Origin of the sequence: Ensifer sp. ENS02, from assembly GCF_014851885.1 — a bacterium.
GTDB lineage: Bacteria > Pseudomonadota > Alphaproteobacteria > Rhizobiales > Rhizobiaceae > Ensifer > Ensifer adhaerens.
This window is the reverse complement of the sequence record NZ_JACVAO010000014.1, coordinates 160,162-186,195: the sequence shown is the minus strand read 5'-3', so window position 1 is coordinate 186,195 and position 26,034 is coordinate 160,162. Positions and strand designations below refer to the sequence as shown.

24 protein-coding genes, 1 tRNA gene and 1 pseudogene are annotated in these 26,034 nt (G+C 62.5%); 9 read left to right on the top strand and 17 right to left on the bottom strand.

Annotation, left to right across the window (positions count from 1 at the left end):
• The 5 genes from IB262_RS27090 to chvE form a co-directional block, all read right to left on the bottom strand.
• Nucleotides 1–373: aldehyde dehydrogenase family protein (locus tag IB262_RS27090; protein WP_192494000.1), on the bottom strand; the 373-nt coding region annotated here is incomplete at its 3' end.
• A gap of 66 nt (nucleotides 374–439) precedes the next feature.
• On the bottom strand, nucleotides 440–1,435 hold the full coding sequence (gene araD1, locus IB262_RS27085; protein WP_034793883.1) for an AraD1 family protein: 996 nt from the start codon (nucleotides 1,433–1,435) through the stop codon (nucleotides 440–442).
• A gap of 168 nt (nucleotides 1,436–1,603) precedes the next feature.
• Nucleotides 1,604–2,812 (bottom strand): multiple monosaccharide ABC transporter permease, encoded by a 1,209-nt coding sequence (gene mmsB / locus IB262_RS27080; protein WP_034793886.1) that lies wholly within the window; start codon nucleotides 2,810–2,812, stop codon nucleotides 1,604–1,606.
• Complete coding sequence (gene mmsA / locus IB262_RS27075) at nucleotides 2,812–4,347, bottom strand: multiple monosaccharide ABC transporter ATP-binding protein (RefSeq protein ID WP_112976103.1); 1,536 nt, start codon at nucleotides 4,345–4,347, stop codon at nucleotides 2,812–2,814. Before mmsA ends, mmsB begins: the two co-directional genes overlap by 1 nt.
• Before the next feature lie 97 nt (nucleotides 4,348–4,444).
• Nucleotides 4,445–5,512, bottom strand: a complete 1,068-nt coding sequence (gene chvE / locus IB262_RS27070) for a multiple monosaccharide ABC transporter substrate-binding protein (protein WP_034793892.1) — start codon at nucleotides 5,510–5,512, stop codon at nucleotides 4,445–4,447.
• 287 nt (nucleotides 5,513–5,799) lie between these two features.
• Here chvE and IB262_RS27065 point away from each other — a divergent pair, with 287 nt between their 5' ends.
• The gene (locus IB262_RS27065) at nucleotides 5,800–6,771 is read left to right on the top strand and encodes a LysR family transcriptional regulator (RefSeq protein WP_034793895.1); all 972 of its coding nucleotides are present in this window, start codon (nucleotides 5,800–5,802) and stop codon (nucleotides 6,769–6,771) included.
• Between the two features lie 75 nt (nucleotides 6,772–6,846).
• Nucleotides 6,847–7,296: a hypothetical protein gene (locus IB262_RS27060; RefSeq protein WP_060582450.1), complete on the top strand. Its 450-nt coding sequence runs from the start codon at nucleotides 6,847–6,849 to the stop codon at nucleotides 7,294–7,296.
• Between the two features lie 3 nt (nucleotides 7,297–7,299).
• On the opposite strand, the gene IB262_RS27055 is transcribed toward IB262_RS27060, so the two are convergent.
• On the bottom strand, nucleotides 7,300–7,554 hold the full coding sequence (locus IB262_RS27055; protein WP_112976102.1) for a hypothetical protein: 255 nt from the start codon (nucleotides 7,552–7,554) through the stop codon (nucleotides 7,300–7,302).
• A gap of 333 nt (nucleotides 7,555–7,887) precedes the next feature.
• On the opposite strand from IB262_RS27055, the gene iolG reads away from it, so the two are divergent.
• Nucleotides 7,888–8,880, top strand: coding sequence for an inositol 2-dehydrogenase (gene iolG, locus IB262_RS27050; protein ID WP_034793914.1), 993 nt, complete (start codon nucleotides 7,888–7,890; stop codon nucleotides 8,878–8,880).
• An 80-nt stretch (nucleotides 8,881–8,960) separates the two neighbouring features.
• Here the strand turns inward: iolG and IB262_RS27045 are convergent.
• Together IB262_RS27045 and IB262_RS27040 are read right to left on the bottom strand one after the other, a co-directional pair.
• Nucleotides 8,961–11,320 (bottom strand): annotated as a pseudogene (locus IB262_RS27045) (EAL domain-containing protein).
• Between the two features lie 116 nt (nucleotides 11,321–11,436).
• Nucleotides 11,437–12,663 carry an ROK family transcriptional regulator gene (locus IB262_RS27040; protein ID WP_034793917.1) on the bottom strand — a complete coding sequence of 409 codons (1,227 nt, stop codon included), beginning with the start codon at nucleotides 12,661–12,663 and terminating at the stop codon, nucleotides 11,437–11,439.
• A 346-nt stretch (nucleotides 12,664–13,009) separates the two neighbouring features.
• Between IB262_RS27040 and xylF the strand changes: the two genes are divergently transcribed.
• From xylF to IB262_RS27025, 3 genes are all read left to right on the top strand, one after another.
• Nucleotides 13,010–14,047, top strand: a complete 1,038-nt coding sequence (gene xylF, locus IB262_RS27035; protein ID WP_034793921.1) for a D-xylose ABC transporter substrate-binding protein — start codon at nucleotides 13,010–13,012, stop codon at nucleotides 14,045–14,047.
• A gap of 226 nt (nucleotides 14,048–14,273) precedes the next feature.
• Nucleotides 14,274–15,599, top strand: a complete 1,326-nt coding sequence (locus tag IB262_RS27030; RefSeq protein ID WP_060518850.1) for a sugar ABC transporter permease — start codon at nucleotides 14,274–14,276, stop codon at nucleotides 15,597–15,599.
• A 12-nt stretch (nucleotides 15,600–15,611) separates the two neighbouring features.
• A complete protein-coding gene (locus IB262_RS27025) occupies nucleotides 15,612–16,397 on the top strand; it encodes an ATP-binding cassette domain-containing protein (RefSeq protein ID WP_034793927.1) in 786 nt (261 codons plus the stop codon).
• A gap of 60 nt (nucleotides 16,398–16,457) precedes the next feature.
• Here the strand turns inward: IB262_RS27025 and IB262_RS27020 are convergent, their stop codons facing one another.
• Nucleotides 16,458–16,901, bottom strand: a complete 444-nt coding sequence (locus IB262_RS27020) for a GtrA family protein (RefSeq protein ID WP_162728790.1) — start codon at nucleotides 16,899–16,901, stop codon at nucleotides 16,458–16,460.
• Nucleotides 16,902–17,093: 192 nt separating this feature from the next.
• Here IB262_RS27020 and IB262_RS27015 point away from each other — a divergent pair, with 192 nt between their 5' ends.
• Together IB262_RS27015 and IB262_RS27010 are read left to right on the top strand one after the other, a co-directional pair.
• Nucleotides 17,094–17,489 (top strand): hypothetical protein, encoded by a 396-nt coding sequence (locus IB262_RS27015; RefSeq protein ID WP_060605073.1) that lies wholly within the window; start codon nucleotides 17,094–17,096, stop codon nucleotides 17,487–17,489.
• Complete coding sequence (locus tag IB262_RS27010) at nucleotides 17,455–18,951, top strand: NAD-dependent epimerase/dehydratase family protein (RefSeq protein ID WP_192493999.1); 1,497 nt, start codon at nucleotides 17,455–17,457, stop codon at nucleotides 18,949–18,951. Before IB262_RS27015 ends, IB262_RS27010 begins: the two co-directional genes overlap by 35 nt.
• Here the strand turns inward: IB262_RS27010 and IB262_RS27005 are convergent.
• From IB262_RS27005 to IB262_RS26995, 3 genes are read right to left on the bottom strand one after another with little or no spacing between them, the layout of a single operon-like run.
• Entirely contained in the window at nucleotides 18,935–19,708 is a 774-nt protein-coding gene (locus tag IB262_RS27005) for an HAD family hydrolase (RefSeq protein ID WP_090298132.1), read from the bottom strand. The genes IB262_RS27010 and IB262_RS27005 overlap by 17 nt on opposite strands.
• Entirely contained in the window at nucleotides 19,705–20,712 is a 1,008-nt protein-coding gene (locus IB262_RS27000) for a UbiA family prenyltransferase (RefSeq protein WP_090298134.1), read from the bottom strand. The genes IB262_RS27005 and IB262_RS27000 overlap by 4 nt, the downstream gene beginning before the upstream one ends.
• 43 nt (nucleotides 20,713–20,755) lie before the next feature.
• Complete coding sequence (locus tag IB262_RS26995; RefSeq protein WP_192493998.1) at nucleotides 20,756–22,234, bottom strand: glycosyltransferase family 39 protein; 1,479 nt, start codon at nucleotides 22,232–22,234, stop codon at nucleotides 20,756–20,758.
• A 432-nt stretch (nucleotides 22,235–22,666) separates the two neighbouring features.
• Here IB262_RS26995 and IB262_RS26990 point away from each other — a divergent pair.
• Nucleotides 22,667–22,743: transfer RNA gene (locus IB262_RS26990), tRNA-Arg, on the top strand.
• Between the two features lie 112 nt (nucleotides 22,744–22,855).
• On the opposite strand, the gene IB262_RS26985 is transcribed toward IB262_RS26990, so the two are convergent.
• The 5 genes from IB262_RS26985 to IB262_RS26965 all read right to left on the bottom strand — a co-directional run bounded on the left by IB262_RS26985 (nucleotide 22,856) and on the right by IB262_RS26965 (nucleotide 25,975).
• Nucleotides 22,856–23,392, bottom strand: a complete 537-nt coding sequence (locus IB262_RS26985; RefSeq protein WP_192493997.1) for an OmpA family protein — start codon at nucleotides 23,390–23,392, stop codon at nucleotides 22,856–22,858.
• 13 nt (nucleotides 23,393–23,405) lie between these two features.
• A complete protein-coding gene (locus tag IB262_RS26980) occupies nucleotides 23,406–24,083 on the bottom strand; it encodes a L,D-transpeptidase (protein ID WP_034793947.1) in 678 nt (225 codons plus the stop codon).
• Between the two features lie 260 nt (nucleotides 24,084–24,343).
• The gene (locus IB262_RS26975) at nucleotides 24,344–24,658 is read right to left on the bottom strand and encodes a hypothetical protein (protein WP_051659302.1); all 315 of its coding nucleotides are present in this window, start codon (nucleotides 24,656–24,658) and stop codon (nucleotides 24,344–24,346) included.
• Between the two features lie 221 nt (nucleotides 24,659–24,879).
• A complete protein-coding gene (locus IB262_RS26970; RefSeq protein WP_034794215.1) occupies nucleotides 24,880–25,350 on the bottom strand; it encodes an aminoacyl-tRNA deacylase in 471 nt (156 codons plus the stop codon).
• Between the two features lie 64 nt (nucleotides 25,351–25,414).
• Nucleotides 25,415–25,975: a dTDP-4-dehydrorhamnose 3,5-epimerase family protein gene (locus tag IB262_RS26965; RefSeq protein WP_112975154.1), complete on the bottom strand. Its 561-nt coding sequence runs from the start codon at nucleotides 25,973–25,975 to the stop codon at nucleotides 25,415–25,417.
• Between the last annotated feature and the right edge of the window lie 59 nt (nucleotides 25,976–26,034).

The window sequence follows — 26,034 nt, the reverse complement described above, 5'->3', positions numbered from 1 at the left end:
CCGACGGCAGCACCTCGCCCGCCAACCGCAGGCACTCGCCGGCGAAGAAGTCGAAGATCTGGCCGGCGCGCACCGTCTCGCCGATGCCTTCGGCCAAGGTCTTGCCTTCCTCACGCGACAAGAGCTTTCCGAGTTCGTCCTTGCGCGCAAGGATCTCGTCGGCGGTCTTCCTCAGGATCGCGTGGCGCTCGAGAATACCGGAGCGCGACCAGGCCGGAAACGCCGCCTTCGCAGCCGCGATCGCCAAACGCGCATCCTCGGCTGACGCGCGGGCGTATTCGCCGACCACGTCGTTGGTATCGGACGGGTTGATGTTGGCAACCCCGTCACCGCCGACCCATTCGCCGGCTATCAGGTTCTGGTGCAAAGTCATGGCCTCAGGCCTCCTTCATAGATGCGCATGACCGTCCCTCGCGAACGGTCGCGCTTAGGAGATGTGTCAGAGCTGGCGGATCGCGACCTCTTCGTCAGCTGCGATCGCGAGAGCGTTGCGGAGCGGAAGGCCAAAACCATCGGCCTCGATCTCAAACACGTCACCTTCCTCGGTGCGGATGCCATCACCGAAGGACAGCGTCGCCGTGCCGAACATGTGCACGTGGATGTCGCCCGGCTGGCGGAACAAGCCATACTTGAAATGGTGATGCTCGAGATTGGCAAAGCTGTGCGACATGTTGGCTTCGCCCGACAGGAACGGCTTTTCCCACAGCACCTTGCCACCACGCAGGATACGCGACATGCCGCGAATGTCCTCCGGTGCGACACCGATGCGGATCTCCGGACCAAAGCTCGCCTGGCGCAGCTTCGAATGCGCGAGCCAGAGATAGTTGACCCTCTCGGTCTTGTGGTCGGAGAATTCGTTGGCAACGGCAAAACCGATGCGGAACGGCACGCCCTCGTCGGAGATCACGTAGATGCCGGCCATTTCCGGCTCTTCGCCACCATCCTCGGCAAAGGCGGGCGAAACGAGCGCATCACCCGGCGCCACGGCGGAGGTGCCGTTGCCCTTGTAGAACCATTCCGGCTGCACGCCTGTTTCGCCGGCCTTCGGCTTGCCGCCTTCGAGCCCCATGCGGAACATCTTCATCGAGTCGGTCAGGGTTTCCTCGGCCGCCTCGCTCGTCTTCTTGTGCATGGCGTCGCGGGTTGCGGCGGAGCCGAGATGGGTGAGACCCGTGCCGGTCAGGTGCAGGTGTGCCGGATCCGGATGAGTGATCGGCGGCAGGAAGCGCCCCTCCGCATAGGCCTTTTCGAGGTCGACGGCGGCGCCGAGCCCCTTGGCCTCGATCGTCTGCTTCAGGCTCCATCCGGCATTGGCCGCTTCCACCGCCAGCGCATAGACGCTTGTCGCGCCGTTCACCGCATGCGCCGCCTCACCCGGCAGCCGTACCGCCACCGTGATCGACCCGTCTTCGTTCCTGATCTGCGAAATCAGCACGATGCTATCCTTCCTATCGTCTTGGGTCGCTGTGTTCGCCTCTTCAAGGCAAAAGCGTCCCCGTGGGTGGCTTTCGCCACCCAATTCCGGCGGACCAATCCGCCGATCCTGGCAGCTGTGGCTGCCGGTGAATGTTACTGGTTCGCGTCGGGTCTTATGGCTTTCCGCTCAACCCTTGTTCTTGTTGTAGACATCGAAGAACACGGCAGCGAGCAGCACGAGGCCCTTGATCAACTGCTGGTAATCGATGCCGATGCCCATGATCGACATGCCGTTGTTCATCACGCCCATGATGAAGGCGCCGATGACGGCCCCGATGATCTTGCCTACACCGCCCGACGCCGAGGCACCGCCGATAAAGCAGGCCGCAATGACGTCGAGCTCGAAACCGACGCCGGCCTTCGGCGTTGCCGAATTGAGGCGAGCGGTGATGATCATGCCGGCGAGTGCCGCAAGCACGCCCATGTTGACGAAGGTGTAGAAGGTCAGCCGCTCGGTGTTGATGCCCGAAAGCTTGGTCGCCTTGACGTTGCCGCCCATGGCATAGATGCGGCGACCGATCGTCGAGCGCGTGGTGACGAAGGTATAGAGCGCAATCAGCACGGCCATGGCGATCAGCACGTTCGGCAGGCCGCGATAGGTCGCAAGCTGGAAGCCGATGAACAGCGCCACGGCAGCGATGACAGCCATCTGCACGGCGAAGAAAATGAACGGCTCGTTCTCCGTGCCGTGCTGCTCGTTGATCTTGCGGTCACGAATGCCCGCGTAGATCGCGTAGCCGACGAGCGCGATGACGGCGACGAGCGCCACCATGTTCTGAATGGTCTCGGGCGCCGGATTGAGGAAATAGAGGAAATCCGGAACGAAGCCGGTCGACAGCAGCTGGAATTCCTTCGGGAACGGACCGATCGGGCGGCCGCCGAGCACCACATAGGTGAGCCCGCGGAACACCAGCATGCCGGCCAGCGTCACGATGAAGGATGGGATCTTCTGGTAGGCAACCCAATAGCCCTGGGCCGCCCCCATGACGCCGCCAACGATCAGACAGGCGGGAATGACGATAATGGCGGGCAAGCCCCATTTGACCAGCATGATCGCTGAGATCGCGCCGATGAAGGCGACGATCGAGCCGACCGACAGGTCGATATGCCCGGCAACGATGATCAGCAGCATGCCGAGCGCCATGATGACGATGAAGGAGTTCTGCAGCACCAGGTTGGTGATGTTGACCGGCTTGAACAGCACGCCGTTGGTGACGAACTGGAAGAACAGCATGATCACCACGAGCGCGACGAGCAGGCCGTATTCGCGGATGTTGTTCTTGAGATAGTCCCCGATCGAGGGCTTGTTGTTTTGGGTGCTCGTATCGGCGACCATTAGTGTTTCTCCCCTGAACGCATGATGGCACGCATGATGGATTCCTGGCTCGCTTCCGCCTTCGAAAGCTCCGCGACGATGCGGCCCTCGTTCATGACGTAGATGCGATCGCAGGTTCCAAGCAGCTCCGGCATTTCCGATGAGATCATCAGGATGCCCTTACCCTCGGCGGCAAGCTGGTTGATGATGGTGTAGATCTCATACTTCGCGCCGATATCGATACCGCGTGTCGGCTCGTCGAGAATGAGAACTTCCGGATTGGTGAACAGCCACTTCGACAGCACCACCTTCTGCTGGTTGCCGCCCGAAAGGTTGACCGTTTCCTGATAGATCGAGTGCGAACGGATGCGCAGCTTCGAGCGATAGTCGGAGGCGACCTTCGCTTCCTTGCGATCGTCGATGACGCCGTTGGCCGCAACCGCCTTCAGGTTGGAGAGCGTCGTGTTCTCCTTGATGTTGTTGATCAGCACGAGCCCGAGCTGCTTGCGGTCCTCGGTCACGTAAGCCAGGCCCGCATCGATCGCCTTCGGAATGGTGCTGACGTCGACCGGCTTGCCGCGCATCTTCACCTCGCCTGTGATCTTGTGGCCCCAGGACTTGCCGAAGAGGCTCATCGCCGTTTCGGTGCGCCCTGCCCCCATCAACCCGGCGATGCCGACGACCTCGCCGGCGCGCACGGTGAAATTGACGTCGTGCAGGAACTGCCGGTCGCGGTGCTGCTGGTGGAAGACGTTCCAGTTCTTCACTTCGAGCAGCGTCTCGCCGATCTTCGGTTCGCGCGGCGGATAACGATCTTCCATGGCGCGGCCGACCATGCCCTTGATGATCCGGTCTTCGCCAATGTCTTCGCTGTGACAGTCGAGCGTTTCGACCGTGCCGCCGTCGCGCAGGATGGTGATCTGGTCGGCAACCTTCCGGATCTCGTTCAGCTTGTGCGAAATGATGATCGAGGTCATGCCCTGGGTGCGAAACTCCATCAGCAGCTTCAAAAGCGCATCGGAATCGGTTTCGTTGAGCGAGGCGGTCGGCTCGTCAAGGATCAACAGCCGCACCTTCTTCGAAAGCGCCTTGGCGATCTCGACCAGTTGCTGCTTGCCGACACCGATGTCGGTGATCAACGTCGCCGGGGATTCGCTCAAGCCAACCTTCTTCAGCAGTTCCTGCGTACGGGCAAAGGTCTGCGGCCAGTGAATCACACCGTTGCTGGCGATCTCGTTGCCGAGGAAGATGTTCTCGGCGATCGACAGCAGCGGCACCAGCGCCAGTTCCTGGTGGATGATGATGATGCCGAGGTCTTCGCTGTCGGAAATCGTCGAGAAGCGGCGGGCTTCGCCGCCATAGTGGATTTCGCCATCATAGGTGCCGGCGGGATAGACGCCGCTCAGCACCTTCATCAGCGTCGACTTGCCGGCGCCGTTTTCGCCGACGAGTGCGTGGATCTCGCCTTCGCGGACCTTGAAGCTGACATTGTCCAGCGCCTTGACGCCCGGGAACGTCTTGGTGATGCCCCGCATTTCAAGAATGATATTGTCCATGTTCAGTCATTCCAGCGGCAGTCTTCAAGAGAGTACCGGCTCCGTCATCTGGATAAAAGGGCCCGCGCGCATGCACGGGCCCTCACGCTCAAAAAGATCAGTTGTTGATCTGGTCTTCGGTGTAGTAGCCCGAGCTGACGAGCACGTCCTTGATGTTGGACTTGTCGACGGCAACCGGCTTCAGCAGGTAGGACGGAACCACCTTGACGCCGTTGTCATAGGTCTTGGTGTCGTTCACTTCCGGCTCCTTGCCTTCCATGATCGCGTTGACCATGCCGACGGTGACCTTGGCGAGTTCGCGCGTGTCCTTGAAGATCGACGAATACTGTTCGCCGGCAAGGATCGACTTGACCGACGGCAGTTCGGCGTCCTGGCCGGTGACGGCAGGCATTGCCATGTCGCCCGAACCGTAGCCGACGCCCTTCAGCGCCGAAATGATGCCGATCGACAGGCCGTCATAGGGCGACAGAACGCCATCGACCTTGGCGTCGGTGTAGTTCGACGACAGCAGGTTTTCCATGCGGGCCTGGGCCACGGCACCGTCCCAACGCAGCGTGCCGACCTGGTCCATGCCCTTCTGGCCGGACTTGACGACGATCTTCTTGCTGTCGATCAGCGGCTGCAGGACCGACATCGCGCCGTCGTAGAAGAAGAAGGCGTTGTTATCGTCCGGCGAACCACCGAACAGCTCGATGTTCTTCGGCTCGGTTGCGCCGTCGAGCTTGAGACCCTGGACCAGCGAGGTTGCCTGCTGCACGCCGACCTGGAAGTTGTCGAAGGTGGCGTAGTAGTCGACATTGCCCGAGTCGCGGATCAGGCGGTCATAGGCGATGACCTTGACGCCGGCGTCGTGGGCCTTCTGCAGGATGTCGGAGAGCGTGGTGCCGTCGATGGCGCCGATGACGAGAACCTTGGCGCCCTTGGTCACCATGTTCTCGATCTGAGCGAGCTGGTTCGGGATGTCGTCGTCAGCAAACTGCAGGTCCGGCGTGTAACCAGCTTCCTTGAACAGCTTCTCCATGGTCTCGCCGTCTGAAATCCAGCGGGTCGACGTCTTCGTCGGCATGGAAATGCCGACCGTGCCCTTGTCCTGCGCAAATGCCGGTGCAGCGAAGGACGCGATCGAAATCGCGGCGGCTGCGAGAAGCGAAGTCATCAATTTCATCAGTTCTCTCCCAAAAAAGTTGAAGCCGGCAGGCGAGAGCCTTTCCGTCTATGCGCAGCAATCCGCCGCCCGAGATCTTCGTCTCCGGCAGCGGATCAAGGTGAAGGAGACGCCTCCCCGCCTCGCATGCTCCTACATGCGCTGGCACATAAGCAAAAACTGGAATGAAACCATATAACTGTCAAATACAATATTGCTTTGAATACATACCAAAAATGATATATCGAGCGCAAACAGTGTGATTTTTGAAAATCCCTGAAAACCAAAGAAAAAACGCAGAGGTTGAAATGCGCGATCAGAAACCGAGCACCGCCGGCGAACTCTTCGATTCGACGCTTTTCCGCTCGGGCCTGAAGATCAGCCACCTCCGGCTGATTCTCGCGATCGACGATCACCGCCGCATCAGCGCCGCCGCTGACGCCCTCGGCATCTCGCAACCGGCGGCCTCGCGCATGCTCTCGGAAATCGAGACCATGCTGAAGGCGCCGGTCTGCGAACGCGTTGCCCGCGGTGTCCTGTTGACGCCCTATGGCGAAGCGCTGGCGCGACGCGCGCGCAGCATCTTTCTGGAACTCCGGGAGGCATCGCGCGAGATCAACGAGTTGAAGACCGGCAGCGGCGGCTCGGTTTCGCTCGGCTCGGTCACAGGCCCGGCGCTCAATCTCGCCGTGCCCGCCATCCGTCAGGTGATGACCGCCTATCCCGGCATCGAGATCAACGTCCAGATCGAAAACAGCAACGTCCTGGCAAGGGAACTGCTCGCCGCCCGCCACGATTTCATCATCGGCCGCATCCCCGACGACCAGCCGCCGCGGCTCTTCAACATGGTAGAGATCGGCTACGAGGAGGTTTGCCTGATCGTGCGCGACGGCCATCCGCTGCTCGACAAGCCCATGGTCGTCGCCGAGGACCTGCCCTCCTATGACTGGGTATTCCAGCCGCCCGGCACCCTTCTGAGACGCGCGGTCGAAGACAGCTTCGTGGCGGCCGGGGTGAGACTGCCGGCGACAGTGATCAACACCTCCTCGATCATCCTGACGCTGTCGATGGTGCGCAACACCAACGCAATTGCACCTGTGGCACTCGACGTCGCCAACCTGATTGCCGGCAACGGTACGCCGGCCGGCGAAATCCGCATCCTGAAGACCGAAATCCCGATCCGAATCAAACCCTATGGGCTGATCACTGCCGAAGGACGCGCGCTGCCGCCGAGCGCCAAGCTGCTCTACGACCTGATCCTCAAGCAGGGCCGCGCCTGATCAGCCCGGGCATGATCAGTCTGATCAGCCCGGGATAATCTCCGCCTGCCATGGTGCGCCGCGATCGGAGACGTCATGTTTGGAATGTCAGTCTTTCAGTCGGTGCTCGAGCGGCTGAAATCGGAAGAGGATATCGAACCGGCACCGGCCGAAGCGACGCGCGTCGCCACGCCTTACGCCCCGGCATTCGACAACGCCTTTGCTGCCGAAAGCGCCCGCTCGGCTGCCTTCGGCGCCGTCGAGCGCGCCTATCTCGATGCGTCCTTCGTGGAGCCGCCACCTCCGCCGGTCATGCCGGACTATCTCAGCCGTACGACCCTTGCCGACGTGGCCGAGGAACTGGCCCTTGTCGACAGCGAAACACAAATGACGCTTGCGGCAAAGCGCCGGGCCTTCGCGGCCCTGAACCATCCGGACCGTCTGCCGGCCGCGTTTCGCGCCAATGCCACCGTGCGCATGAAACTCGCCAACATGCTGATCGACGAAGCCGCAAAGCAGATGCGCGCCATCACCCCGGCGCCGTGAACCTCAGCCGGCAGCGTCGCTCCCGTCGCCCTTGCCTTGCCCCTCGTCCCCAGCTTTCTCGACGCCCTTCTCGCTCGGCCTGCAGAAAACCAAGAGAGCCGCCGAGGCATAGGCGGTGACCGCGAGGAAAATCATCCCCCACATCGTTTGCTCGCCCAGGAATTCGACCACTGTCCAGACGCCGCAGAAGCCCACGATCAGCAGACGGATCCACAGTGGGCGGTAGAAGGGATGGTCCGGATCGATGAATTTGAGCATTCTGTCCTCTGGTGGCCTTGTCGCGTGCGTCCCATTTAGGGGAAATTCGTCGCTGACGGCAAGGCCATGGCCTCCGACTCCCTTGACGGACGCAATAAAAATGGAATAAAAATTCCGAAATAATCTACATCGGCGACTTCATTCTAAATAGGAAGTTGCCGAGTAGAAACGGAGGTATCAAGTGAGAGGTCCTGAGCGCAGCGTTCCAACGCGCGGTCTTTCGGCAATTCTCCAAACCATTCGCGGAAGCAGCGTTCCGCGGCGCCTTTGCGCGATGAGCGCCGATCATCACGCCCCTTCCCGGTCGCGAACCGGAATTCGAGAGAAACAGAGATGACAGTCAGATTTGGTCTTCTGGGCGCCGGCCGCATCGGCAAGGTTCATGCGAAAGCCGTCAGCGGCAATCCCGACGCTGTGCTTGTTGCCGTCGCCGATGCCTTCCCCGCCGCCGCCGATGCCATCGCCAAGCAGTATGGCTGCGAGGTCCGCACCATCGAAGCGATCGAAGCGGCCAAGGACATCGACGCCGTCGTCATCTGCACGCCGACCGATACCCATGCCGACCTGATCGAACGCTTCGCCCGCGCCGGCAAGGCGATCTTCTGCGAGAAGCCCGTCGATCTCGACGCCGAGCGCGTGAAGGCCTGCCTCAAGGTCGTGAGCGAGACCAAGGCCAAGCTGATGGTCGGCTTCAACCGCCGCTTCGACCCGCATTTCATGGCCGTGAAGAAGGCGATCGACGCCGGCAAGATCGGCGATGTCGAAATGGTGACGATCACCTCGCGCGATCCGGGCGCCCCGCCGGTCGACTATATCAAGCGTTCGGGCGGCATCTTCCGCGACATGACCATCCATGACTTCGACATGGCCCGTTTCCTGCTCGGCGAAGAGCCGGTCTCGGTGACGGCAACCGCTGCCGTTCTCGTCGACAAGGCGATCGGCGAAGCCGGCGACTACGACAGCGTTTCGGTCATCCTGCAGACGGCGTCCGGCAAGCAGGCGATCATCTCCAACTCCCGTCGCGCCACCTACGGCTACGACCAGCGCATCGAAGTCCACGGCTCGAAGGGCGTGGCTTCCGCCGAGAACCAGCGCCCGGTCTCGATCGAGATCGCCAATGGCGACGGCTACACCCGCCCGCCGCTGCACGATTTCTTCATGACCCGCTATACCGAAGCCTATGCCAACGAGATCGAGAGCTTCATCGCCGCGATCGAAAAGGGTGCGGAAATCACGCCGTCCGGCAAGGATGGTCTCGCGGCTCTCGCGCTTGCCGATGCGGCCGTAAAGTCCGTCGTCGAAAAGCGCCAGATCAGCGTCGCCTGAGCCTTCGACCGATCAAGGAGAAAGGCCGGGCGCCATATGCCCGGCCTTTTTCGTATCCGCACTGCCCGGCCGCGGCCGTTTCAACCGTCGGCGCGCGCCGGCACCTTCTCCCGGCGCGCGGTTTCCTGGCCGGTGCTGGGCGCGGCACCCGGCCGACCGGAGAGAAAGCCCTGTATCTGCAGGCAGCCCTCCTCCGCGAGGATCTGTCTTTGCCGTTCGGTTTCGACGCCCTCGGTCACGACCGCGAGCCTAAGGCTGTGGCCAAGCGCGATGATCGCCCGGACGATCGCCTGCGCCGAAGGGTCCTTTTCCAGCGCCGCGGTGAAGCTGCAGTCGATCTTCAGCTTGTCGAAGGGGAACGTCTGAAGGTTGCTCAGCGACGAATGGCCGGTGCCGAAATCGTCCATGACGATCCGCACACCAAGGACCCGTAGCCGCACCAGCACTGCCAGCACGTCCTCGCGATTGTGCATCAGCGCCGCCTCGGTGATCTCAAGTTCGAGCCGCCAGGGATTAAGGCCGGTGCGGCGCAGGATGTTCGCAACCTGGTCGAAGAGGTTGGGCAAAAGGAACTGGACCGGCGAAATGTTGACGGAAATCGGCAGGGGCTCGTTCCACTTCGCCGCTTCCGTGCAGGCCTGCTCCAGCACCCATTCGCCGATCTGGATGATCGAGCCGCTCTCCTCGGCAATCGGGATAAAGACATCCGGGCCGATCAACCCGCGCTGCGGATGCTCCCAGCGCAGCAGCGCTTCGTAGCCGATGATCCGGTCGCTCTGGACTTCGACCAGTGGCTGGTATTCGAGGAAGAATTGTCGGCGGAGCACCGCATGGCGCAGGTCGTTTTCGATCTGGCGGCGGGTGCGTACCGCCTCGTCCATCTCCCGGTCGAAGAAGCAGGCGATGCCCTTGCCGCTCTGCTTGGCGCGGTAGAGCGCCGTGTCGGCATTGTTGCGCAACTGATCCGCCGTCTGCCCGTCTGCCGGAAAGATCGCAGCCCCGATGCTGACGCCGACGGCGGTCGGGTCACGATTGGTGTCCATCTCGGCAGCAAACAGCGCCAGGATCCGGTCCGTCAACTGCCGCGCCGCCTCCGGCTCCCTGCCGCCCACCTGGATGATCGCGAACTCGTCGCCGCCGAGCCGGGCGATCGTATCCTGCTCGCCGACGGCTGCGCGCAGGATATCGGCGACCTTCATCAGGATGCGGTCGCCCTCGCCATGGCCGAAGATATCGTTGACCGCCTTGAAGCGGTCGAGGTCGAGGCAGAGGATCGCCAGTTCCTCGTTTCTCACAGCCGCCGCCGCCAGCGTCTGGCCCAGCCTGCGGTCGAAGAAGGCGCGGTTCGGCAGGTCCGTCAGCGCGTCATGATGGGCGAGATGTTCGATCGTGCGCTCGGCCTCCTTACGCGCCCGCAAGTCACGCACGAAGATCACGTCACATTCCCGGCCGCGATACTCGATCGTCCGGCACATGAACTCGACGGGAATGGTGCGACCTTCTGCGTTCAAGAGGTCGATTTCGCCCGGACCGTCGCCGTGTCTGTGGGCGTCCAACCCCTCCTCGCCGAAGACGAAGATGTCTGCCGGGTGCCGTCCGGAAAGCTCCGAAAGCTTGCGACCTGTCAGGCCCGCGAAGCGTTCGTTGGCGTCCACGATTACGCCGTCGAAGACGATCGCCATACCTTCGAGCGATGCATTGGCGAGTCCGCGCAGATCTGTCAGATGCCGGTCGAGGAAGAGCGCGCCGAAGGCGAGCACGATCAATGTGGTCGAAGCGGCAATGACGCCTCCTGCAAGCCAGGCGGGATGGATGGTATCGGCAACGGCGACATTGGCCTCGGGCACCAGCGTGATGCCGCTCATCGAGGTGAAGTGCAGCGCGCAGATGCCGACGACCAGCAGGAGCGACGCGACGACCAGGCGCCGCACGCCCCGCAAGAGCTGAAAGGCGTAGAGCGCGGCACCGGCCAGCACCGTCCCGGCGAGTACGGCGGAGACGGTGGATTGGGGATCGTAGGCAATATGTCCCTGGATCTCGCTTGCCCGCATGCCGGTAAAGTGCATCGCCGCAATGCCGGCGCCGAGCAGCAGGCCACCGCAGGTCATCGAGAGATGCGAGCGCCCGCCAAGACCGATCGCAAAGGCCATCCAGGACGCTGCGATCGCCACGGCCACCGACAGGAGCGTGCCCCAGGCGCCATAGGCAACGGGAACGCCGCCGTCATAGGCGAGCATGGCGATGAAATGGGTGGACCAGACGCCGATACCGCAGGCAAAACCGCTGGCCGCGATCCACAACCGCGTTGGCTGCCTTCGCTTCGTTGCGCGCGCAACAGGAGCAGCATCGTCGCGACGCTGCCTGCCAGGCAGACGATCGAGGCAACCAGGATGAGGCGCCAGTCATGATCGTCGCGTATGCATGCAATCACTGAAAACATAATCGTCTCCCGCGTCAGGGTCACCTTGACAAGGAGTCGCTAAATAACTGTAAATTGTATCACTGGAATTGTTCGCCTTCGGTACAACCCCAAAAATGGTTGCCCGAAAATTCGCCTCAACCGTGCATCGCCGATCCGCCGACGCTGGCGATGTCGCCATCGATCACACCCAGCGCCCGCGCCAGGTGCCCCTCGAAAACCAGGCGCTGTTCGTCGGCAACGACCGTGATTTCCGGCGGCCCCTGAAGACGGATCTGCATCGATTGGGCAAGCCCCTCCTCGATCCCGGGCAGCATCAGATCGAAGTATCGGATGCCGGGTCCGGTGACATGGACCGGCATGCGCTCGTAGAGGCTCAACATGCGCGAGATGCCGTTGCCGAGCGCGATGCCGGCCTGGCGAAAGGCATAGCCGGCCATGCGGTGGCCCTGTCGTGCGCTGGCGGCAATCTTGTCGAGCTCCGTCACCGGAACGAACTTGGCGGGGATCGTGTCTGCCGGCACTTCGAACGCCGCGCGCAGGATGCCGTAGAACCCGGCCGCCGCCTCGATGCAGCCATAGGCGCCGCAGCGGCAAAGGCCCGCGGACGGCGCGTGCAGCATGTGGCCGAAATTCGGCGCGCTGACATCCATATCGCCGCTCTGGCTCTTGCGGGCAACACCAAGGCCGATGCTGTGGCCGAGCGAGATCGCCGCAAGCGCCCTAAAGCCGCTCTCCGGCTTACGCTCTGCCTGGGCGGCGAGGGCCTGCGCGACCAGAAGGGTTTCGTTGCTGAGCATGACCTTCGCCCGCCAGTCCGGCGCGAGCAGCGCGGCGAAATCCAGCTCCTCCCGCCCGAACACCGGCGACCACAAGAGCCGCGCGGACGCGCCGTCGACCAGGCCCTTGCTGCTGATAGAGACGGCCAGTACCTGGTTCCGCTCCAGTCTCGACCGCTGCAACAGGCGCTCGAGCGCATCGACGAATGCCCGGGCGAAAGGGGCCGTACCGCGCTCGTCGTGATTTCGGGTTTCGTCGAAGCGGTCGAGCAACGTGCCGCCGTAGTCGACCAGCGAATATTGCACGATGTCGGACGAGATCCGAACGACGATCAGATGACCGTGATCGCGGCGTGGCGTGAACAGCACCCGCGGCCGCCCGCGCCCGCCCTGGACCTGCTGCTCTGCCTTGGCGAGCGCACCAGCCTTTTCCAGTTCCGCCGTGATCGCCGAAACGGTCGCGGAGGCAAGCCCGGTCTCGGCAGAGATTTCCGTATGGGAGAGATTGCCGGCGCGCCTGAGCGCCGCAAGGACCAGCGCGCTGTTTTGCTGACGCACGAGCTCAGTGCTGGACTTGGTCAGCATGAGACGTCCCTGTCAGTGGCGGATCCTTCGAACACATGCCCCTCCCAAAGCATCTGTTGAACGGCAAGACAAGGAGCAGAACGCCTTGTCGACAGCCTTGTGGCACCGATTTTTAGGGCGGTCGAGAAACATCGGACGCGACCGCTCGCGGAGCACCTTGTTGATGCCGCAACCAAGCTTTCGCACCGTGTTGACAGCCTCAAAAATCCATGACATTCATTTTCTCGACTGTCGAGAAAATAATTCCGCACAATGTAGCGGCACGATCTACGACAGCGTCTTAAGGCTGGCGGAGGATGGTGCGGGAGGTTCGCACGCTTGGCCGGCCCTCACTCGGGAGGATGAAATGAAAACCGTTTTGAAGCTGATGGCAGGGGTTGCCGTCATCGTTTCCCTGCATTCCGTTGCCCAGGCGAAGGACCTGGTCGTCGGCGTATCCTGGTCCAACTTCCAGGAAGAGCGCTGGAAAACCGACGAAGCCGCCATCAAGGCAGCCCTCGAAGCCTCGGGCGACAAGTACATCTCCGCTGACGCCCAGTCGTCCGCCGCCAAGCAGCTGACCGACATCGAGTCGCTGATCGCTCAGGGCGCCAACGCACTGATCGTACTCGCCCAGGACAGCGACGCCATCGGCCCGGCGATCGAAAAGGCCGCTGCCGAAGGCATTCCGGTCGTCGGCTATGACCGCCTGATCGAAAACCCGGCCGCCTTCTACATCACCTTCGACAACAAGGAAGTGGGCCGCATGCAGGCCCGCGAAGTGTTCAAGGTCAAGCCGGAAGGCAACTATGTCTTCATCAAGGGCTCGTCCTCCGACCCGAACGCCGACTTCCTCTTCTCCGGACAGATGGAAGTGCTGAAGGAAGCCGTCGATGCCGGCAAGATCAAGAATGTCGGCGAAGCCTATACCGACGGCTGGAAGCCTGAAAACGCCCAGAAGAACATGGAGCAGTTCCTGACCGCCAACGACAACAAGGTCGATGCGGTCGTCGCTTCCAACGACGGCACCGCGGGCGGTGCGGTCGCAGCCCTCGATGCCCAGGGCCTGGCCGGCTCCGTTCCGGTCTCCGGACAGGACGCCGACAAGGCGGCCCTGAACCGTGTTGCTCTCGGCACGCAGACCGTCTCGGTCTGGAAAGACAGCCGTGAACTCGGCAAGCGCGCCGCAGAAGTCGCCGTCGAACTTGCCGGCGGCAAGAAGATGGAAGAAGTCTCTGGCGTCACCACCTTCAACGGCGGCCCGAAGGGCGTGGCCATGCAGTCGGTCTTCCTGGCTCCCCTGCCGATCACCAAGGACAACCTGAACGTCGTCATCGACGCGGGCTGGATCTCCAAGGCTGAAGCCTGCCAGGGCGTCAAGGGCGACGTCGCGGCCTGCAAATAAGCCGCACCAGCAGAACTGAGCGCTGACAAAAGACAAGCGCCGCAACGCAACCCGTTGCGGCGCTTGCGCAAGGTGCGGACGCGGCGGACAATACCGCTACCGCGACCGCACAATCAGCACGAAGGCTCGGTTTCTGCCGTCGTACCGGACTTGTCGCGTCCACTTGGGGCTCTTGGTGCCACTGACGCGATGACATCAACAACATAAGTGGGGGGAAGGCACGTCCATGGCCGACATCACACAAGGCAACACAAAGGGCGCACAGACAAATCGCGCCCGTACAGCGGACGAGAACCCGGTAAAACGTTTCTTCCGCGCCACCGAGATCGACACCCGGCTGCTCGGCATGGTCGGCGCGCTCGTCATCATCTGGGTCGGCTTCCAGATCATGACCGGCGGGCTGTTCCTGACGCCGCGCAACCTGTGGAACCTGACGGTTCAGACCTCCTCCGTCGCCGTGATGGCGACCGGCATGGTGCTGATCATCGTCACCCGCAACATCGACCTCTCCGTCGGCTCCGTGCTCGGCTTCTGCGGCATGGTCATGGGGGTCATGCAGGCGAAGTTCCTGCCGCAATATCTCGGCCTCGAACACCCGGCCATCTGGATCATCACCCTTCTGAGCGGCATCGCCGTCGGTGCCGCCATCGGCGCGCTGCAGGGCTCGATCGTCGCCTTCCTCAACGTGCCCGCCTTCATCGTCACGCTGGGCGGCCTGCTCGTCTGGCGCGGTGCCACCTGGTTCGTCACCAGCGGCCAGACGGTCGCGCCGATGAACGCCACCTTCCGCCTGATGGGCGGCGGCACTGAAGGCTCGATCGGCGCAACGGCAAGCTGGATCGTCGGCATCCTTGCCTGCATCGCCATCGTCGCCGCCATCCTCAATTCGCGCAAGCAGCGCAAGCGCTTCCGCTTCCCGCTCCGTCCGATCTGGGCGGAGTACTTCCTGGCGATCCTCGGCTGTATCCTGGTTCTCGGCGCGATCGCCGTTGCCAACAGCTACTACTGGCCGACCAACATCGCCCGCAAATATGCCGACGCCAACGGCATCGCCTGGCCGGACGGCGGTCTGCTGATCTCGCACGGCATTGCCATTCCGGTGCTGATGGCGATCGCCGTCGGCATCGTCATGACCTTCATCGCCACCCGCCTGCGTTTCGGCCGCTACGTCTTTGCGCTCGGCGGCAACCCGGAAGCGGCCGAACTCGCCGGCATCAAGACCCGCTGGGTTACCGTCAAGATCTTCACGCTGATGGGCATCCTCTGCGCCATCGCCGCGGCGATCTCGACCGCCCGCCTCAATGCGGCAACCAACGCGCAAGGCGAACTCGACGAGCTCTACACGATTGCTGCAGCCGTCATCGGCGGCACCTCGCTTGCCGGCGGCGTCGGCACGATCGCCGGCGCCATGATCGGCGCGCTCGTCATGCAATCCCTACAGTCGGGCATGGTGCTCTTGGGGATCGACAGTCCGTTCCAGCGCATCGTCGTCGGCGTAGTCCTCGTCGTCGCCGTCTGGCTCGACACCGTCTACCGCGCCCGCGCCAAGTAAGGAGTACGATCCATGAAAGACCAACGCACTCCGCTTGTGGAAATGAAGAACATTTCCATCTCCTTCGGCGGCATTCACGCCGTGGACAACGCCTCCGTCGACCTCTACCCCGGAGAGGTCGTGGCGCTGCTCGGCCACAACGGTGCCGGCAAGTCGACGCTGATCAAGATCCTCTCGGGCGCCTACAAGCGCGATGCCGGCGAGATCCTGATCAATGGCGAGGCCGCCGACATCAACAACCCGCGCGACGCCAAGAAATACGGCATCGAGACGATCTACCAGACGCTCGCCGTCGCCGACAATGTCGACGCCGCCGCCAACCTCTATCTCGGCCGTGAGCTGCGCACCCCCTGGGGCACGCTCGACGACGTGGCGATGGAGGCCAAGGCCCGCGAAGTCATGGGGCGCCTCAACCCCAACTTCCAGCGCTTCAAGGAGCCGGTGAAGGCGCTTTCGGGCGGCCAGCGGCAATCGGTGGCGATCGCGCGCGCGATCCTCTTCGACGCCCGCATCCTGATCATGGACGAGCCGACGGCAGCCCTTGGGCCGCAGGAAACCGCCCAGGTCGGCGATCTCATCAAGCAGCTGAAGCGCGAAGGCATCGGCATCTTCCTGATCAGCCACGACATCCACGACGTCTTCGACCTCGCCGACCGCGTGTCTGTCATGAAGAACGGCCAGGTCGTCGGCCAGGCCCGCACCGAGGACGTCACCAAGGACGAGGTGCTCGGCATGATCATCATGGGCAAGGTGCCGCCAAAGGCGATCCCCGGCCCAGGCGCCATGCAGGTGGCGTAAGCCCAGCGTCGCACAAGACCACCCTCTCAATGACGCCGCGCCCCCCCGGGCGCGGCGTTTCTATTTGCCCGATGGGGCTCGCCCCGCAGCACGGGCCGGCTCTGTGCCGCGCCCTTCCCCCGCGCTGCCGGCGCGAAAGATCAGCGTCCGGCTCAGCGCATAGTTCACCGAAAAGACCAGGAGCAGCGCCAGCGCCTGGGCAACGACATAGTGCATGACGGCCGATAGCAGCGTGAAGGCGACCGCGTTTATTCCGGCGCCGAAGGTCGACACCGCCAAGAACTTCGGCAACGCCTTCAGGTGCGGTTCATCGGATCGGAAGGTGAAACGCCGCTGCAGGAAATAGTTGACGACGACGGCAAAGTAGAAGGCGATGGTGGACGCATAGACCGGGTCGAGCCGCACCGTCTCGACCAGGACGGCGAGCGTGGCCACCTGCAGGCTCGCCGCGATGCAGCCGCAGGCGAAATAGCGAACAAAGCTCATATCCAGAAGGCGTCTCATCCGGTGCCTTTCGCATCGAGCGACATCCAGCGACTGGCGCATAGATGGTCGCCGCCTGGTCGAAAACAACGTTTTAGTAGCTTTTGCTTATAAGAGCAGCTAGAAATACAGGCAGTAAAGAGCAGACAACCGTATTCATCAAAGCAGCGCCAGGCTCCTTTCGAGGGGCCGGCTTGATAACGGGGCTCGGCCATGTCGCAGCACTTTCAACAGGCCATCCTGGCGCTCGGCGAGGCGATTGCCCATGAACGCGGCGCTACAGATGACAGCCGGGGCGCCCTGGGCGTACGTGCGGCAGAGTTTCTGCTGAAAGTTCATCGTCAGATGCCCGACTATCTGCGCCCGCCCTTCCATAGTCTCGTGCTTCTTTTCAATGCCTGGCCGCTGCTGCGCAGAGGCAAGTTCTTTCATCAGCTTTCGCTCGACGACCGACTGGCCGAACTCGACAAATGGCGGCAATCCCGCCTCGAGTTCCGGCGGCGCTTCGTCGAGTTCCATATGTCATTGGCATTATTCTGTATTTACTCAGACCTTTACGGCCAGGATTACCAGCATGAACCTGCAACCGGAGCACCTGCTAGCCCCTGAGAGGCTTGCCCCCGACATCATCGTCATCGGCTCCGGCCCGGGCGGTGCGGTGACCGCCACCCGTTGCGCGGAGGCGGGCAAGTCCGTGCTGATGATCGAGGAAGGTCCGCATCTGGCGCTCGAGTCTGCGCCGCATTTCTCCCGCGAGGAAATCCTTCAGAAGTACCGCAACGCCGGCATCAACATCGGCTTCGGCGCGACGAAGATCGCCTATGTCGAGGGCTGCTGCGTCGGCGGCGGCAGCGAGATCAACCGCGGCCTCTACCACCGCACGCCGCAAGCGGTGCTCGACCGCTGGCGCCGCGACTATCGGGTCGATGCCCTGACGCTCGAAGAACTGACCCCGCATTTCGATGCCTGCGAGGCAGTAGCCCGGGTCGAATACCTGCCTGGCCCTGCGCCGCAGCTATCGACACGGCTCGATGAGGGTGCGCAGCGGCTCGGATGGTCTTCCCTCGAAGTGCCGCGCCTCTTTGCCTACGCCGCCGCGGGGGCCGGCGGATCTCCGGGCCGCAAGCAATCGATGTCGGCAACCTTCGTGCCGCGCTTCCTCGACGCCGGCGGTATGCTTTGCTCCGTGCTCGACCGCGACGGCGTGCGCGCCGCCATGCGCGACGTCGACGTCGTCCACCACAATGCGGCGCTGGTGGCGCAGACGGATGCGGGGCGCGACTACTGGAACGTCAACGTCGAGGGGACCCGTATCGTCTGCGAGGAAGCCGCAAGAGCGGGCGTCCGGTCGCTGATCCATGTCAGTTCGACCGCCGCCTACGGCATTCCGCCTTCCGGCCCGATCACGGCGACAACCCCGCTTCGCCCGGTGGAGCCCTATGGAAAATCGAAGCGCGCCGGCGAAGAAGTGGCCGAGGCCATCTGCACGGCCGCCGATATGACCCTGATCACCATCCGGCCCCGCGCCACCCTTGGCGGCGGCCGGCTCGGCATCTTCCAGATCCTCTTTGAATGGATCAGCGAAAACCGCGCCGTCTATGTCATCGGATCCGGCAACATCAAGTTCCAGTTCGTCCACGCCCATGATCTCATGGATTTCTACATGCTGGCGCTCAAGGCCGGTCGGAGCGGCACCTACAATGTCGGCACCGACAGCTTCGGCACGCTGCGCCATGACCTAGAGGCCCTGATCCGCTATGCCGGCAGCACATCGAAAGTCCGGAGCCTTCCGACCGCCGCCACCATCAACACGCTGCGGGCGCTGCATTGGCTGAGGGTCTCGCCGCTGGTGCCCTGGCACTACCTCACCTACCACAAGGAATGCTACTTCGACGTCGAGCCCCTGCTTGCCATGGGCTGGCGGCCGAAATACTCCAACGAAGCCATGCTGCAGGAGAGCTACGACTGGTATCGCCAAAGCGCGAAGCTCGCGTCAGCCGTCACCGCAAAGAGCCCGCACCGCGCGCCGCTCAAGCAGGGCGCGCTCTGGCTGCTCAAGATGATATCGTAAGCGAGCGGGGCGCCGGAGCCGGCGCGCCCATCGGCTGCGGCTCCGTCACTGGCCAAAAGATCTCGTCGTCATAGCCGCGGAACGTATCGACGCCGGCAATTGGGCTTGCGCTGCGAATCAGGGCGCGCATGCCGTGGCTCTGCGCCACCGCCCAGTCGCGCTCCACCCGGTCGCCAATCATGATCGCCTGCTCCGCCGGCACCTGCGCACGATTGAGCACATGGGCAAGACCGGCCGGATGCGGCTTCAAAGCGCCGACTTCGGGATCCATGGCGGAGACGACGATACTGGCGCCAAGGCCAAGCGCCTTCAGTTTCTCCGACGCCGGATAGTCGGACAAAACCGCAATCGTCTTTCCCTGAACCGCAAGGCCGGCAAACACCCGCTCGACGCCGTGGCACCGGCAAGCCGGAAGGAGATCGAGCGGACGCCGTTCGATCCATTCCTCGACCGTCTTCCGGACGCTCTCCGGCGACTGCCCGCACCGCTCCGCAGTCAGTTCGTATTGCCGGGCTGCCACATCGGTCGCCAACGCATCGCCCAGTTCCTCGCGGCAGTCGCGAAAGGCGCGCAGGATGCGGATGGTGCCAAGGCTGCACCTGCGCGCCGCGTCCGCAACAAGCCGCAGCAGCATCCGCGCCCGCAGCCGCCGCTGGTCGTAGAGCGTGCCGTCGAGATCGAACACCACGAGGCGCACCCGATCCCAATCCACCGGTCCGTTTGGCAAGGCTCCGTTCGGCAGCGTCGAACCGGTCATTGCAGCGACGATATCGGCACGAGGAAAGAAGCGGCCAGGAAGTCCAGCATCGGCACGTTGACGAAGCTCGCGAACAGGAAGACGGCGATGGTCAAGGTCAGCATGACGTCCAGCCGCCGGGAGTGAAACAGCCTTTCCGGCCGTTGCACCACCGATCCGGGGCGCGTGGCAAGCCAGAGATAGACGGCGAAGAGGCCGCTAATGAACGGAAAGACGAGGATGTATTCCACCCGGTATTTCACCAGGAAAACGCCAAGCAGAAACGCCGTCATCATCGCGTAGACGAAGCAGGAAACGGTGAGGCTCTCCTCGGTGTAGTATTCGAACGACCGCCTATATTTCTTCAGGACGGCGACCCCCGCATTCGCGGCGATGTCGCGATACTCCCCGAGCCGCTTGGCCGCCATCAGGAAGGCGCCGGCCATCCAGTAGGCCGCAAGCACGCTGACCGGCGGCAAGGTCACCTGATCGACGATGGCCCAGCCGAGCAGGAAGCGGATCGGATTGTTGAGGCATTCCGTCAGCACATCGAGATAGGGCTTGTCCTTCGCCCGGATGGGCTCGACGTTGTAGAGGATGCCGGACAGCAGGAAGAGCAGCGACGTGGCAAAGAACAGCTTGCCGACGACCGACGCAAGCAGCAGTCCGATGACGGCAAGCAGCAGATATTCGCCGTAGACGATGCGCGGCTGCATCTCGACGACGACGGCGCGACGCTGCGATTTGGTCGGATGGGCCGCGTCGCGTTCCCGGTCGAGCCACTCGTTTATGACGTAATTGGCAGATGCGATCGAGACGGCGCTCAGAAGCCCCACGGGAATGTTGACGAAAAGAGCCGCCGGATCGGGCTCGCTGAGGGCACAGGCAAGGATCAGCCCAGGCAGGATGAAAACGTGCTTGGTGACATGGTCGAACCGGGCCAGCGACAGGTAGTCGCTTGCCCTCCCCCGCGGTTGGGGCCCCAACGCCTCGATAGGCGTCGTCTCTTCCGGGTTTGCTGGCATGTCCCTCTCCTTGTCTAGAGACCACGCGCCTGAGTCGGGACGCCTACGGCGCGCCGGTACTTGCCGTCTGGTAGATGCGACCGTCCCTCTCGGAGCGCACGAGCTTCAGCCTGGCGAGTTTGACGAGCTCTTTCTCCGTTACCAGGTAGAACCGCCAGTCGATCGCATCGACGAAGACGACATAGGCATTCTTCTGCGCCATATCCTCGCGAAACCGCTCTAGCTGTACGTCGAGCGAACCCGCGTCACTCTCAAGGCCGGTTCGTCTTTCGCTGTGGGAGGGGATCCAGTCCGTCGAGCGGCGCGTCAGGAAATTGAGCGGGTCGCACGCATTGGTGAAGATGACCGCATCTGCCGGCAACGCCCTGACTGCGCGCACGATCGGCGACGACTTCCAGGCCGTGCTCTGAAACCCCACCCCATCACGGAAGGCCTCCGCCGTCTGGGCGGTGCTGCGCAGTCCGTGGATGGCGAGAAGGCAGAGCAGGATCAGCGCAAGCGAACGCCGGACGACAGGTGCTGCATCGACGCGACCGCAATAGTCTGCCGCCGCAATTACCAGAACGAAGATGATGGCGACATAGAAGGGAAGCGAGTAGCGCGAATTAAGCTGCAGGTTCGCCTCCACATGCACGGCGAGCACGACGAACAGCAGATAGAAATATCCAAACAGGCCGAAGATGAGGGTCATCAGATCGTGGTCGTCCGGCTGGCGTTCGGGCCAGTTTCGCTTCAGCGTCTGCACCAGAACAACCGTCGCCGCGACAAGCGCGAGAAGCAGCACCGGGATGCGGATCACCTGCGGCACCTGGCTCGGCAGGAGAAAGCTCGCCAGAAGCGACAGCCCGCCTAGCCAGCGATCGGCATCGGCATTGCCATAGAACCAGAGCGCGCGGCCAACCGACCGGCCGACAAGCAGCTTGCTGACGATCACCCAGGCGAGAAAGATACCGGCGCTACCAGCGAACAGGAGGACGACGTCGAGGAGCCTTTGGCGAAGGGATCGCGCCGAATTGTAGAAGAGCGCGATTGTGGCAAAAGCCGCCCCGACCGGAGGCGCCACGAAGCGAGCGAGCATGGCAAGCCCGACGCAGGCAGACGAGGCGAGCAAGGGCCCCCGCCCTTCACCGCGCATATAGCGAATGAAGAAACGGATGGCGAGAAATGTCAGCGCAAGGAACAGCGCCTCCGACATCGCTATCGTGCTCGTCCAGAGGAATGTCGGATTGACGATGATCAAAAGCGTTCCGACGGTCACGAAGAACGGTTGATCCGGTAGCGCCGTCCTGAACAGCGAAAAGACGAGCCAGGTATTGAGAAGATAAAGCAGAAAGGCGATGCCGAGCGCGACATGCTCAAGCGCAAACCCAAGGGATCCCCCGGCACCCAGCATCCACGCGTAAAGCGGCGCGTCATAGGGCGTGCTGACGATCTGCATGTAACGCGTCGAATCCGGAAGGATGCCGATACCGTTCCAGGTGTTCAGCACGAAAAGCACGGCCGCGAGAGCAACAAGAAACATCAATGCGGGATCGGAGCGCAGCCTCTCCAACGCCGGTTCGCCGGTCGTGAGATATCGGTTGACCAAAACTTGCCCCCTCGCCTGAAACAATTACGCGAGCACTGGGTACTGGAGCACTTGGTTACTGGAACGCTTGCCTACTTGAGCACTGGCACTTTAATTTAGAATTATCTTTAATGCAGAATTTATAACGCGCCGCCTTTCGTCGCAAGGACGTTCGCCTGACCAATTCTAGCTACATCGGGTGGGTGATCCCGTCAGATGGGTTGGCCGTCGCCCGGCGCCATTGCCCGAAGCGATGCGCCGCGACCACAACGCAAGCACAGGATGGCGGTTTCTACCACAATCTCTTGCAATGACCATTGAAGCGACGCGCAAGCTAGGCTAAGAACCGCTCACAGCCTGCTTCGGCGGCCCTGCCGCCAAACGGATGCACCCGTAGCTCAGCTGGATAGAGTGTTGGATTCCGATTCCAAAGGTCACAGGTTCGAATCCTGTCGGGTGCGCCATTTAAATTTCAGCCAGATTGTTCGCCTTCAAACGAGTTGACCCGCAAAGCGCTCATGCGCCTGCGCACAACGGTTCTCGCCATCGAGCTGTGCTTTTGCGGACAGAGCCCGCTCAAGTCGCGTCGCGTTCCGTCCTGAGATTGGAGACGACGCGGCGGTTCTGGACCTTGCAGGAGCGCTCGGTGCAGTCGCGCACCTCGCGGTCGTTGCCGTAGCCTTTGGCCCACAAGCGATTGGGGTCCACACCCTTGGACACCAGATAGGCCATTACCGCATCGGCGCGTTTCTGCGACAGCGTTTCCATCTTGGAAGCGGAGCCGCTGTCGTCGGAGAAGCCCTGTAGCTTGACCAGCCAGCCCGGGTTGCTGTTGAGCCAGATCGCCTGCTTGTCGAGTGTCGCCTTGGCGACGCTGTCGAGTGCGGAGGAATCCTGGGTGAAGTAGGTCCGGCGGCCGACATTGAGGATAAAGTCCTCTTCGGTACCGACCGATACGGTTTCGAAGCCGGGTGCCGGGTCGTCGGTTTTTCCGGTCATCGGCACGGCTGCGGGCTCTTCGACTGCGGCCATCTCGGTGGTGTTGCAGGAAGCAAGCGTCAAGAGAATGGCGGCCGCGGAAAGCAGCCTCGTCAATCCGGTCATAGCGGGCATCGGGTGATATTCCTCATTCGACCGGAGTTGCGACCGGGGTTGCTTGGCTGACCTCGGGGGCCTTTTCGGCGATATGCGGCAGCACCTGCACCGCCGTGCCGATGGGGCAACGCTGGTAAAGGTCGATCGCATCCTCGTTGAACATGCGGATGCAGCCGCTGGAGGCATCCTTGCCGATGCTGCCCGGCTCCAGCGTGCCATGGAAGCGGTAGCCGGTATCGACGCCGTCGCGCAGCAGGTACATGGCGCGGGGGCCGAGCGGGTTTTTCGGCGAGCCGCCCTCGACGAACTCAGGCAGTTCGGGATGGCGCTCACGCATCTCCGGTGGCGGCGTCCAGCGCGGCCACAGCGATTTCCGGTCGATTGTCGCCCGGCCGTACCATTTGAAACCCTCTTTCCCGACGCCGACGCCGTAGCGGATGGCCGTCTTGTTCTCCATGATCAGGTAGAGAAAGTGGTGCCTGGTATCGACGACGACGGTGCCGATCGGCTCGCTGCTGAAATACTTGACGACCTGGCGCTGCCATTTCCTGTCAATGTTGGCGAAATTGGTGCTCCGGTATGTGACGCCGTTATCCACGGCCGGGCCGGAAAAATAGGCTGTCGCCTTTGCCAGTGCCGGGCTCTGAAGCGCATTGGCGCCAAGCAGCGCCAAACCACCAAGCATAGTCTCCCTGCGGGTCCACACCATCGGCAATATCCCCCGAAAGCCAATTAGCGAGGCTGCAGTAAATCAGATTTTTGAACTGCTACAACAGAAAATTCTCAAGCATCGATTCTTTCGCGACGACCGGACAATAGATTGGATCTTCTCGGCGTTCGTCGCAAACGAACAGCCGGCAGACATCGCCAGCCCACCGCGGACGTGCCTTCGCCCGCCTCGCCGTTGCAGCTGCGCGGCGCCGGCCGCGGCGCAAGCGTCAGCTGCGTTTACCGGCAATATGCGGCGAACTACTTGATATCGCGTGCCTGACCTGACGCCCTGAGCTCCGCGAGCGTCTTTCCAAGGCAACTCCCGCCGGCATCAGAGCCAACCGCCTTGGCCGCGCCGTCCAGCGTGATCGTACCGGCGAAGTTGTCAGAAGCCTGATAGGTTGCGGTTCCATCCGCCGTCACCTTGGACAGATAGAAGGCGTGCTGGGTGCCCTTGTATTCGCAGGCAACGGCAAACGGAAATTGATCGAACAGGACGCCTTCGGCACGTGCCGAAGTACCGAAGGACTGAACGCTGGTCGCAACCAGCAGTACTGCCAGAGACTTGGACATATTCGCAGAGCGTATGCGCACCATCGATCCCCCAACCCAGTTAGATAAAGGTATCCGTCGAGCGCGATGGTGCCGCCAAGCGTGCGCTTTGACAAGCCCGACTGGCAGGTTCAAGCACAGCAAATATCGACCAGCGGTTGGCCGCTCCTTCCCGCTTCAGGCGGAAGGCGCCAAGGAACAGGCGTCACGCCAGCGCAAACAAGATCGTTCTGAACGGCCAGTCACGCCGGATGGCTGAAGCGGGCGATCTGCGCGCCCCGCATCAGGTTGCGGAAATTCGCGCCGCTCATGTGCACCAGCGTCCGGTGATCGCCGCCTTCGAAATAGACGTCGCTGACATCGCCGAGGCTTTCGTCGAGCAGCACCGGCACGTCATAGGCCGAACCAACCGGCGGCACGGCGCCGATATCGCAATCGGCAAAGAGATTGCAGACCTCCTCTTCCGAAGCGAGGCCGAGGCGGCGGTCCATTACGTCCTGCAGGGTCGAGAGTTCGACCCGGTGCGTGCTCGGCACGACGGCGAGCACGTAGCCCATTTCGTGGTGAACGACCACGGATTTGGCAAGCCGGCTGCCCGGCACATGCGCCGCCCGTGCCGTCTGGCTGGTGGTCGCGGTGCGGTGATGGTCGACGGTGTCATAGGCGACACCCGAACCGTCGATATAGTCCTGAAGTTTTCTGGCGATCGTCATCGTCGACACCCCTTCTCTCTCGTGGTGGCGCGGAGAGGTTATTGTCCTCCCATCCCTCACGAAGTCAACGACGGGCGGCGACGATCCTGTTCGGCAGCAAAGGGAGCGCCTGGTCGCGCGGCGACATTTGCGAGACCGGCAACGGCCAGCCGATCGCGAGCCCCGGATCGAGCGGGTTAAGCCCGCCTTCGGCCTCGGGCGCATAGGGCTTGTCGTGCAGATAAATCAGCTCGCAATCCTCGGTCAGCGTCTGGAACCCGTGGGCAAAACCGCCAGGGATCATCATCGAGCGACCATTGTCCGCACTCAGCACCTCCCCGTGCCATTGCAGATAGGTCGCAGAATCCGGCCGCAGGTCGACCGCCACATCGAAGACAGCGCCGGAAAGGCAGGAGACGAATTTCGCCTCGTCGTGCGGCGCCTGCTGGAAGTGCAGGCCGCGGATCGTGCCTGCTGCCTGCGTCAGGGTATGGTTGATCTGCGCGATCTTTCCATCGCCGCCGAAATCGGCCAGCGCCTCGCGACAGAAGAAGCGCGAGAAGAAACCGCGATCATCGCCCCTGCGTTGCCGCTCGACGACGATGAGACCCGCTATGGGTGTAGAAATTCGATCGAATCGCGACATGGTTCCTTCCGCCAGAGACCAAGGACTACCCGTCTTTTCGCCCTTAAGAAACCGGCCTT

What these genes read in the sequence shown, in the direction of transcription:
- mmsB (WP_034793886.1), bottom strand. Translation starts at nt 2,812, where the DNA reads ATGGTCGCCGATACGAGCACCCAAAACAACAAGCCCTCGATCGGGGAC.
- mmsA (WP_112976103.1), bottom strand. Translation starts at nt 4,347, where the DNA reads ATGGACAATATCATTCTTGAAATGCGGGGCATCACCAAGACGTTCCCG.
- chvE (WP_034793892.1), bottom strand. Translation starts at nt 5,512, where the DNA reads ATGAAATTGATGACTTCGCTTCTCGCAGCCGCCGCGATTTCGATCGCG.
- IB262_RS27065 (WP_034793895.1), top strand. Translation starts at nt 5,800, where the DNA reads ATGCGCGATCAGAAACCGAGCACCGCCGGCGAACTCTTCGATTCGACG.
- IB262_RS27060 (WP_060582450.1), top strand. Translation starts at nt 6,847, where the DNA reads ATGTTTGGAATGTCAGTCTTTCAGTCGGTGCTCGAGCGGCTGAAATCG.
- IB262_RS27055 (WP_112976102.1), bottom strand. Translation starts at nt 7,554, where the DNA reads ATGCTCAAATTCATCGATCCGGACCATCCCTTCTACCGCCCACTGTGG.
- iolG (WP_034793914.1), top strand. Translation starts at nt 7,888, where the DNA reads ATGACAGTCAGATTTGGTCTTCTGGGCGCCGGCCGCATCGGCAAGGTT.
- IB262_RS27040 (WP_034793917.1), bottom strand. Translation starts at nt 12,663, where the DNA reads ATGCTGACCAAGTCCAGCACTGAGCTCGTGCGTCAGCAAAACAGCGCG.
- xylF (WP_034793921.1), top strand. Translation starts at nt 13,010, where the DNA reads ATGAAAACCGTTTTGAAGCTGATGGCAGGGGTTGCCGTCATCGTTTCC.
- IB262_RS27030 (WP_060518850.1), top strand. Translation starts at nt 14,274, where the DNA reads ATGGCCGACATCACACAAGGCAACACAAAGGGCGCACAGACAAATCGC.
- IB262_RS27025 (WP_034793927.1), top strand. Translation starts at nt 15,612, where the DNA reads ATGAAAGACCAACGCACTCCGCTTGTGGAAATGAAGAACATTTCCATC.
- IB262_RS27020 (WP_162728790.1), bottom strand. Translation starts at nt 16,901, where the DNA reads ATGAGACGCCTTCTGGATATGAGCTTTGTTCGCTATTTCGCCTGCGGC.
- IB262_RS27015 (WP_060605073.1), top strand. Translation starts at nt 17,094, where the DNA reads ATGTCGCAGCACTTTCAACAGGCCATCCTGGCGCTCGGCGAGGCGATT.
- IB262_RS27010 (WP_192493999.1), top strand. Translation starts at nt 17,455, where the DNA reads ATGAACCTGCAACCGGAGCACCTGCTAGCCCCTGAGAGGCTTGCCCCC.
- IB262_RS27005 (WP_090298132.1), bottom strand. Translation starts at nt 19,708, where the DNA reads ATGACCGGTTCGACGCTGCCGAACGGAGCCTTGCCAAACGGACCGGTG.
- IB262_RS27000 (WP_090298134.1), bottom strand. Translation starts at nt 20,712, where the DNA reads ATGCCAGCAAACCCGGAAGAGACGACGCCTATCGAGGCGTTGGGGCCC.
- IB262_RS26995 (WP_192493998.1), bottom strand. Translation starts at nt 22,234, where the DNA reads ATGTTTCTTGTTGCTCTCGCGGCCGTGCTTTTCGTGCTGAACACCTGG.
- IB262_RS26985 (WP_192493997.1), bottom strand. Translation starts at nt 23,392, where the DNA reads ATGCCCGCTATGACCGGATTGACGAGGCTGCTTTCCGCGGCCGCCATT.
- IB262_RS26980 (WP_034793947.1), bottom strand. Translation starts at nt 24,083, where the DNA reads ATGGTGTGGACCCGCAGGGAGACTATGCTTGGTGGTTTGGCGCTGCTT.
- IB262_RS26975 (WP_051659302.1), bottom strand. Translation starts at nt 24,658, where the DNA reads ATGTCCAAGTCTCTGGCAGTACTGCTGGTTGCGACCAGCGTTCAGTCC.
- IB262_RS26970 (WP_034794215.1), bottom strand. Translation starts at nt 25,350, where the DNA reads ATGACGATCGCCAGAAAACTTCAGGACTATATCGACGGTTCGGGTGTC.
- IB262_RS26965 (WP_112975154.1), bottom strand. Translation starts at nt 25,975, where the DNA reads ATGTCGCGATTCGATCGAATTTCTACACCCATAGCGGGTCTCATCGTC.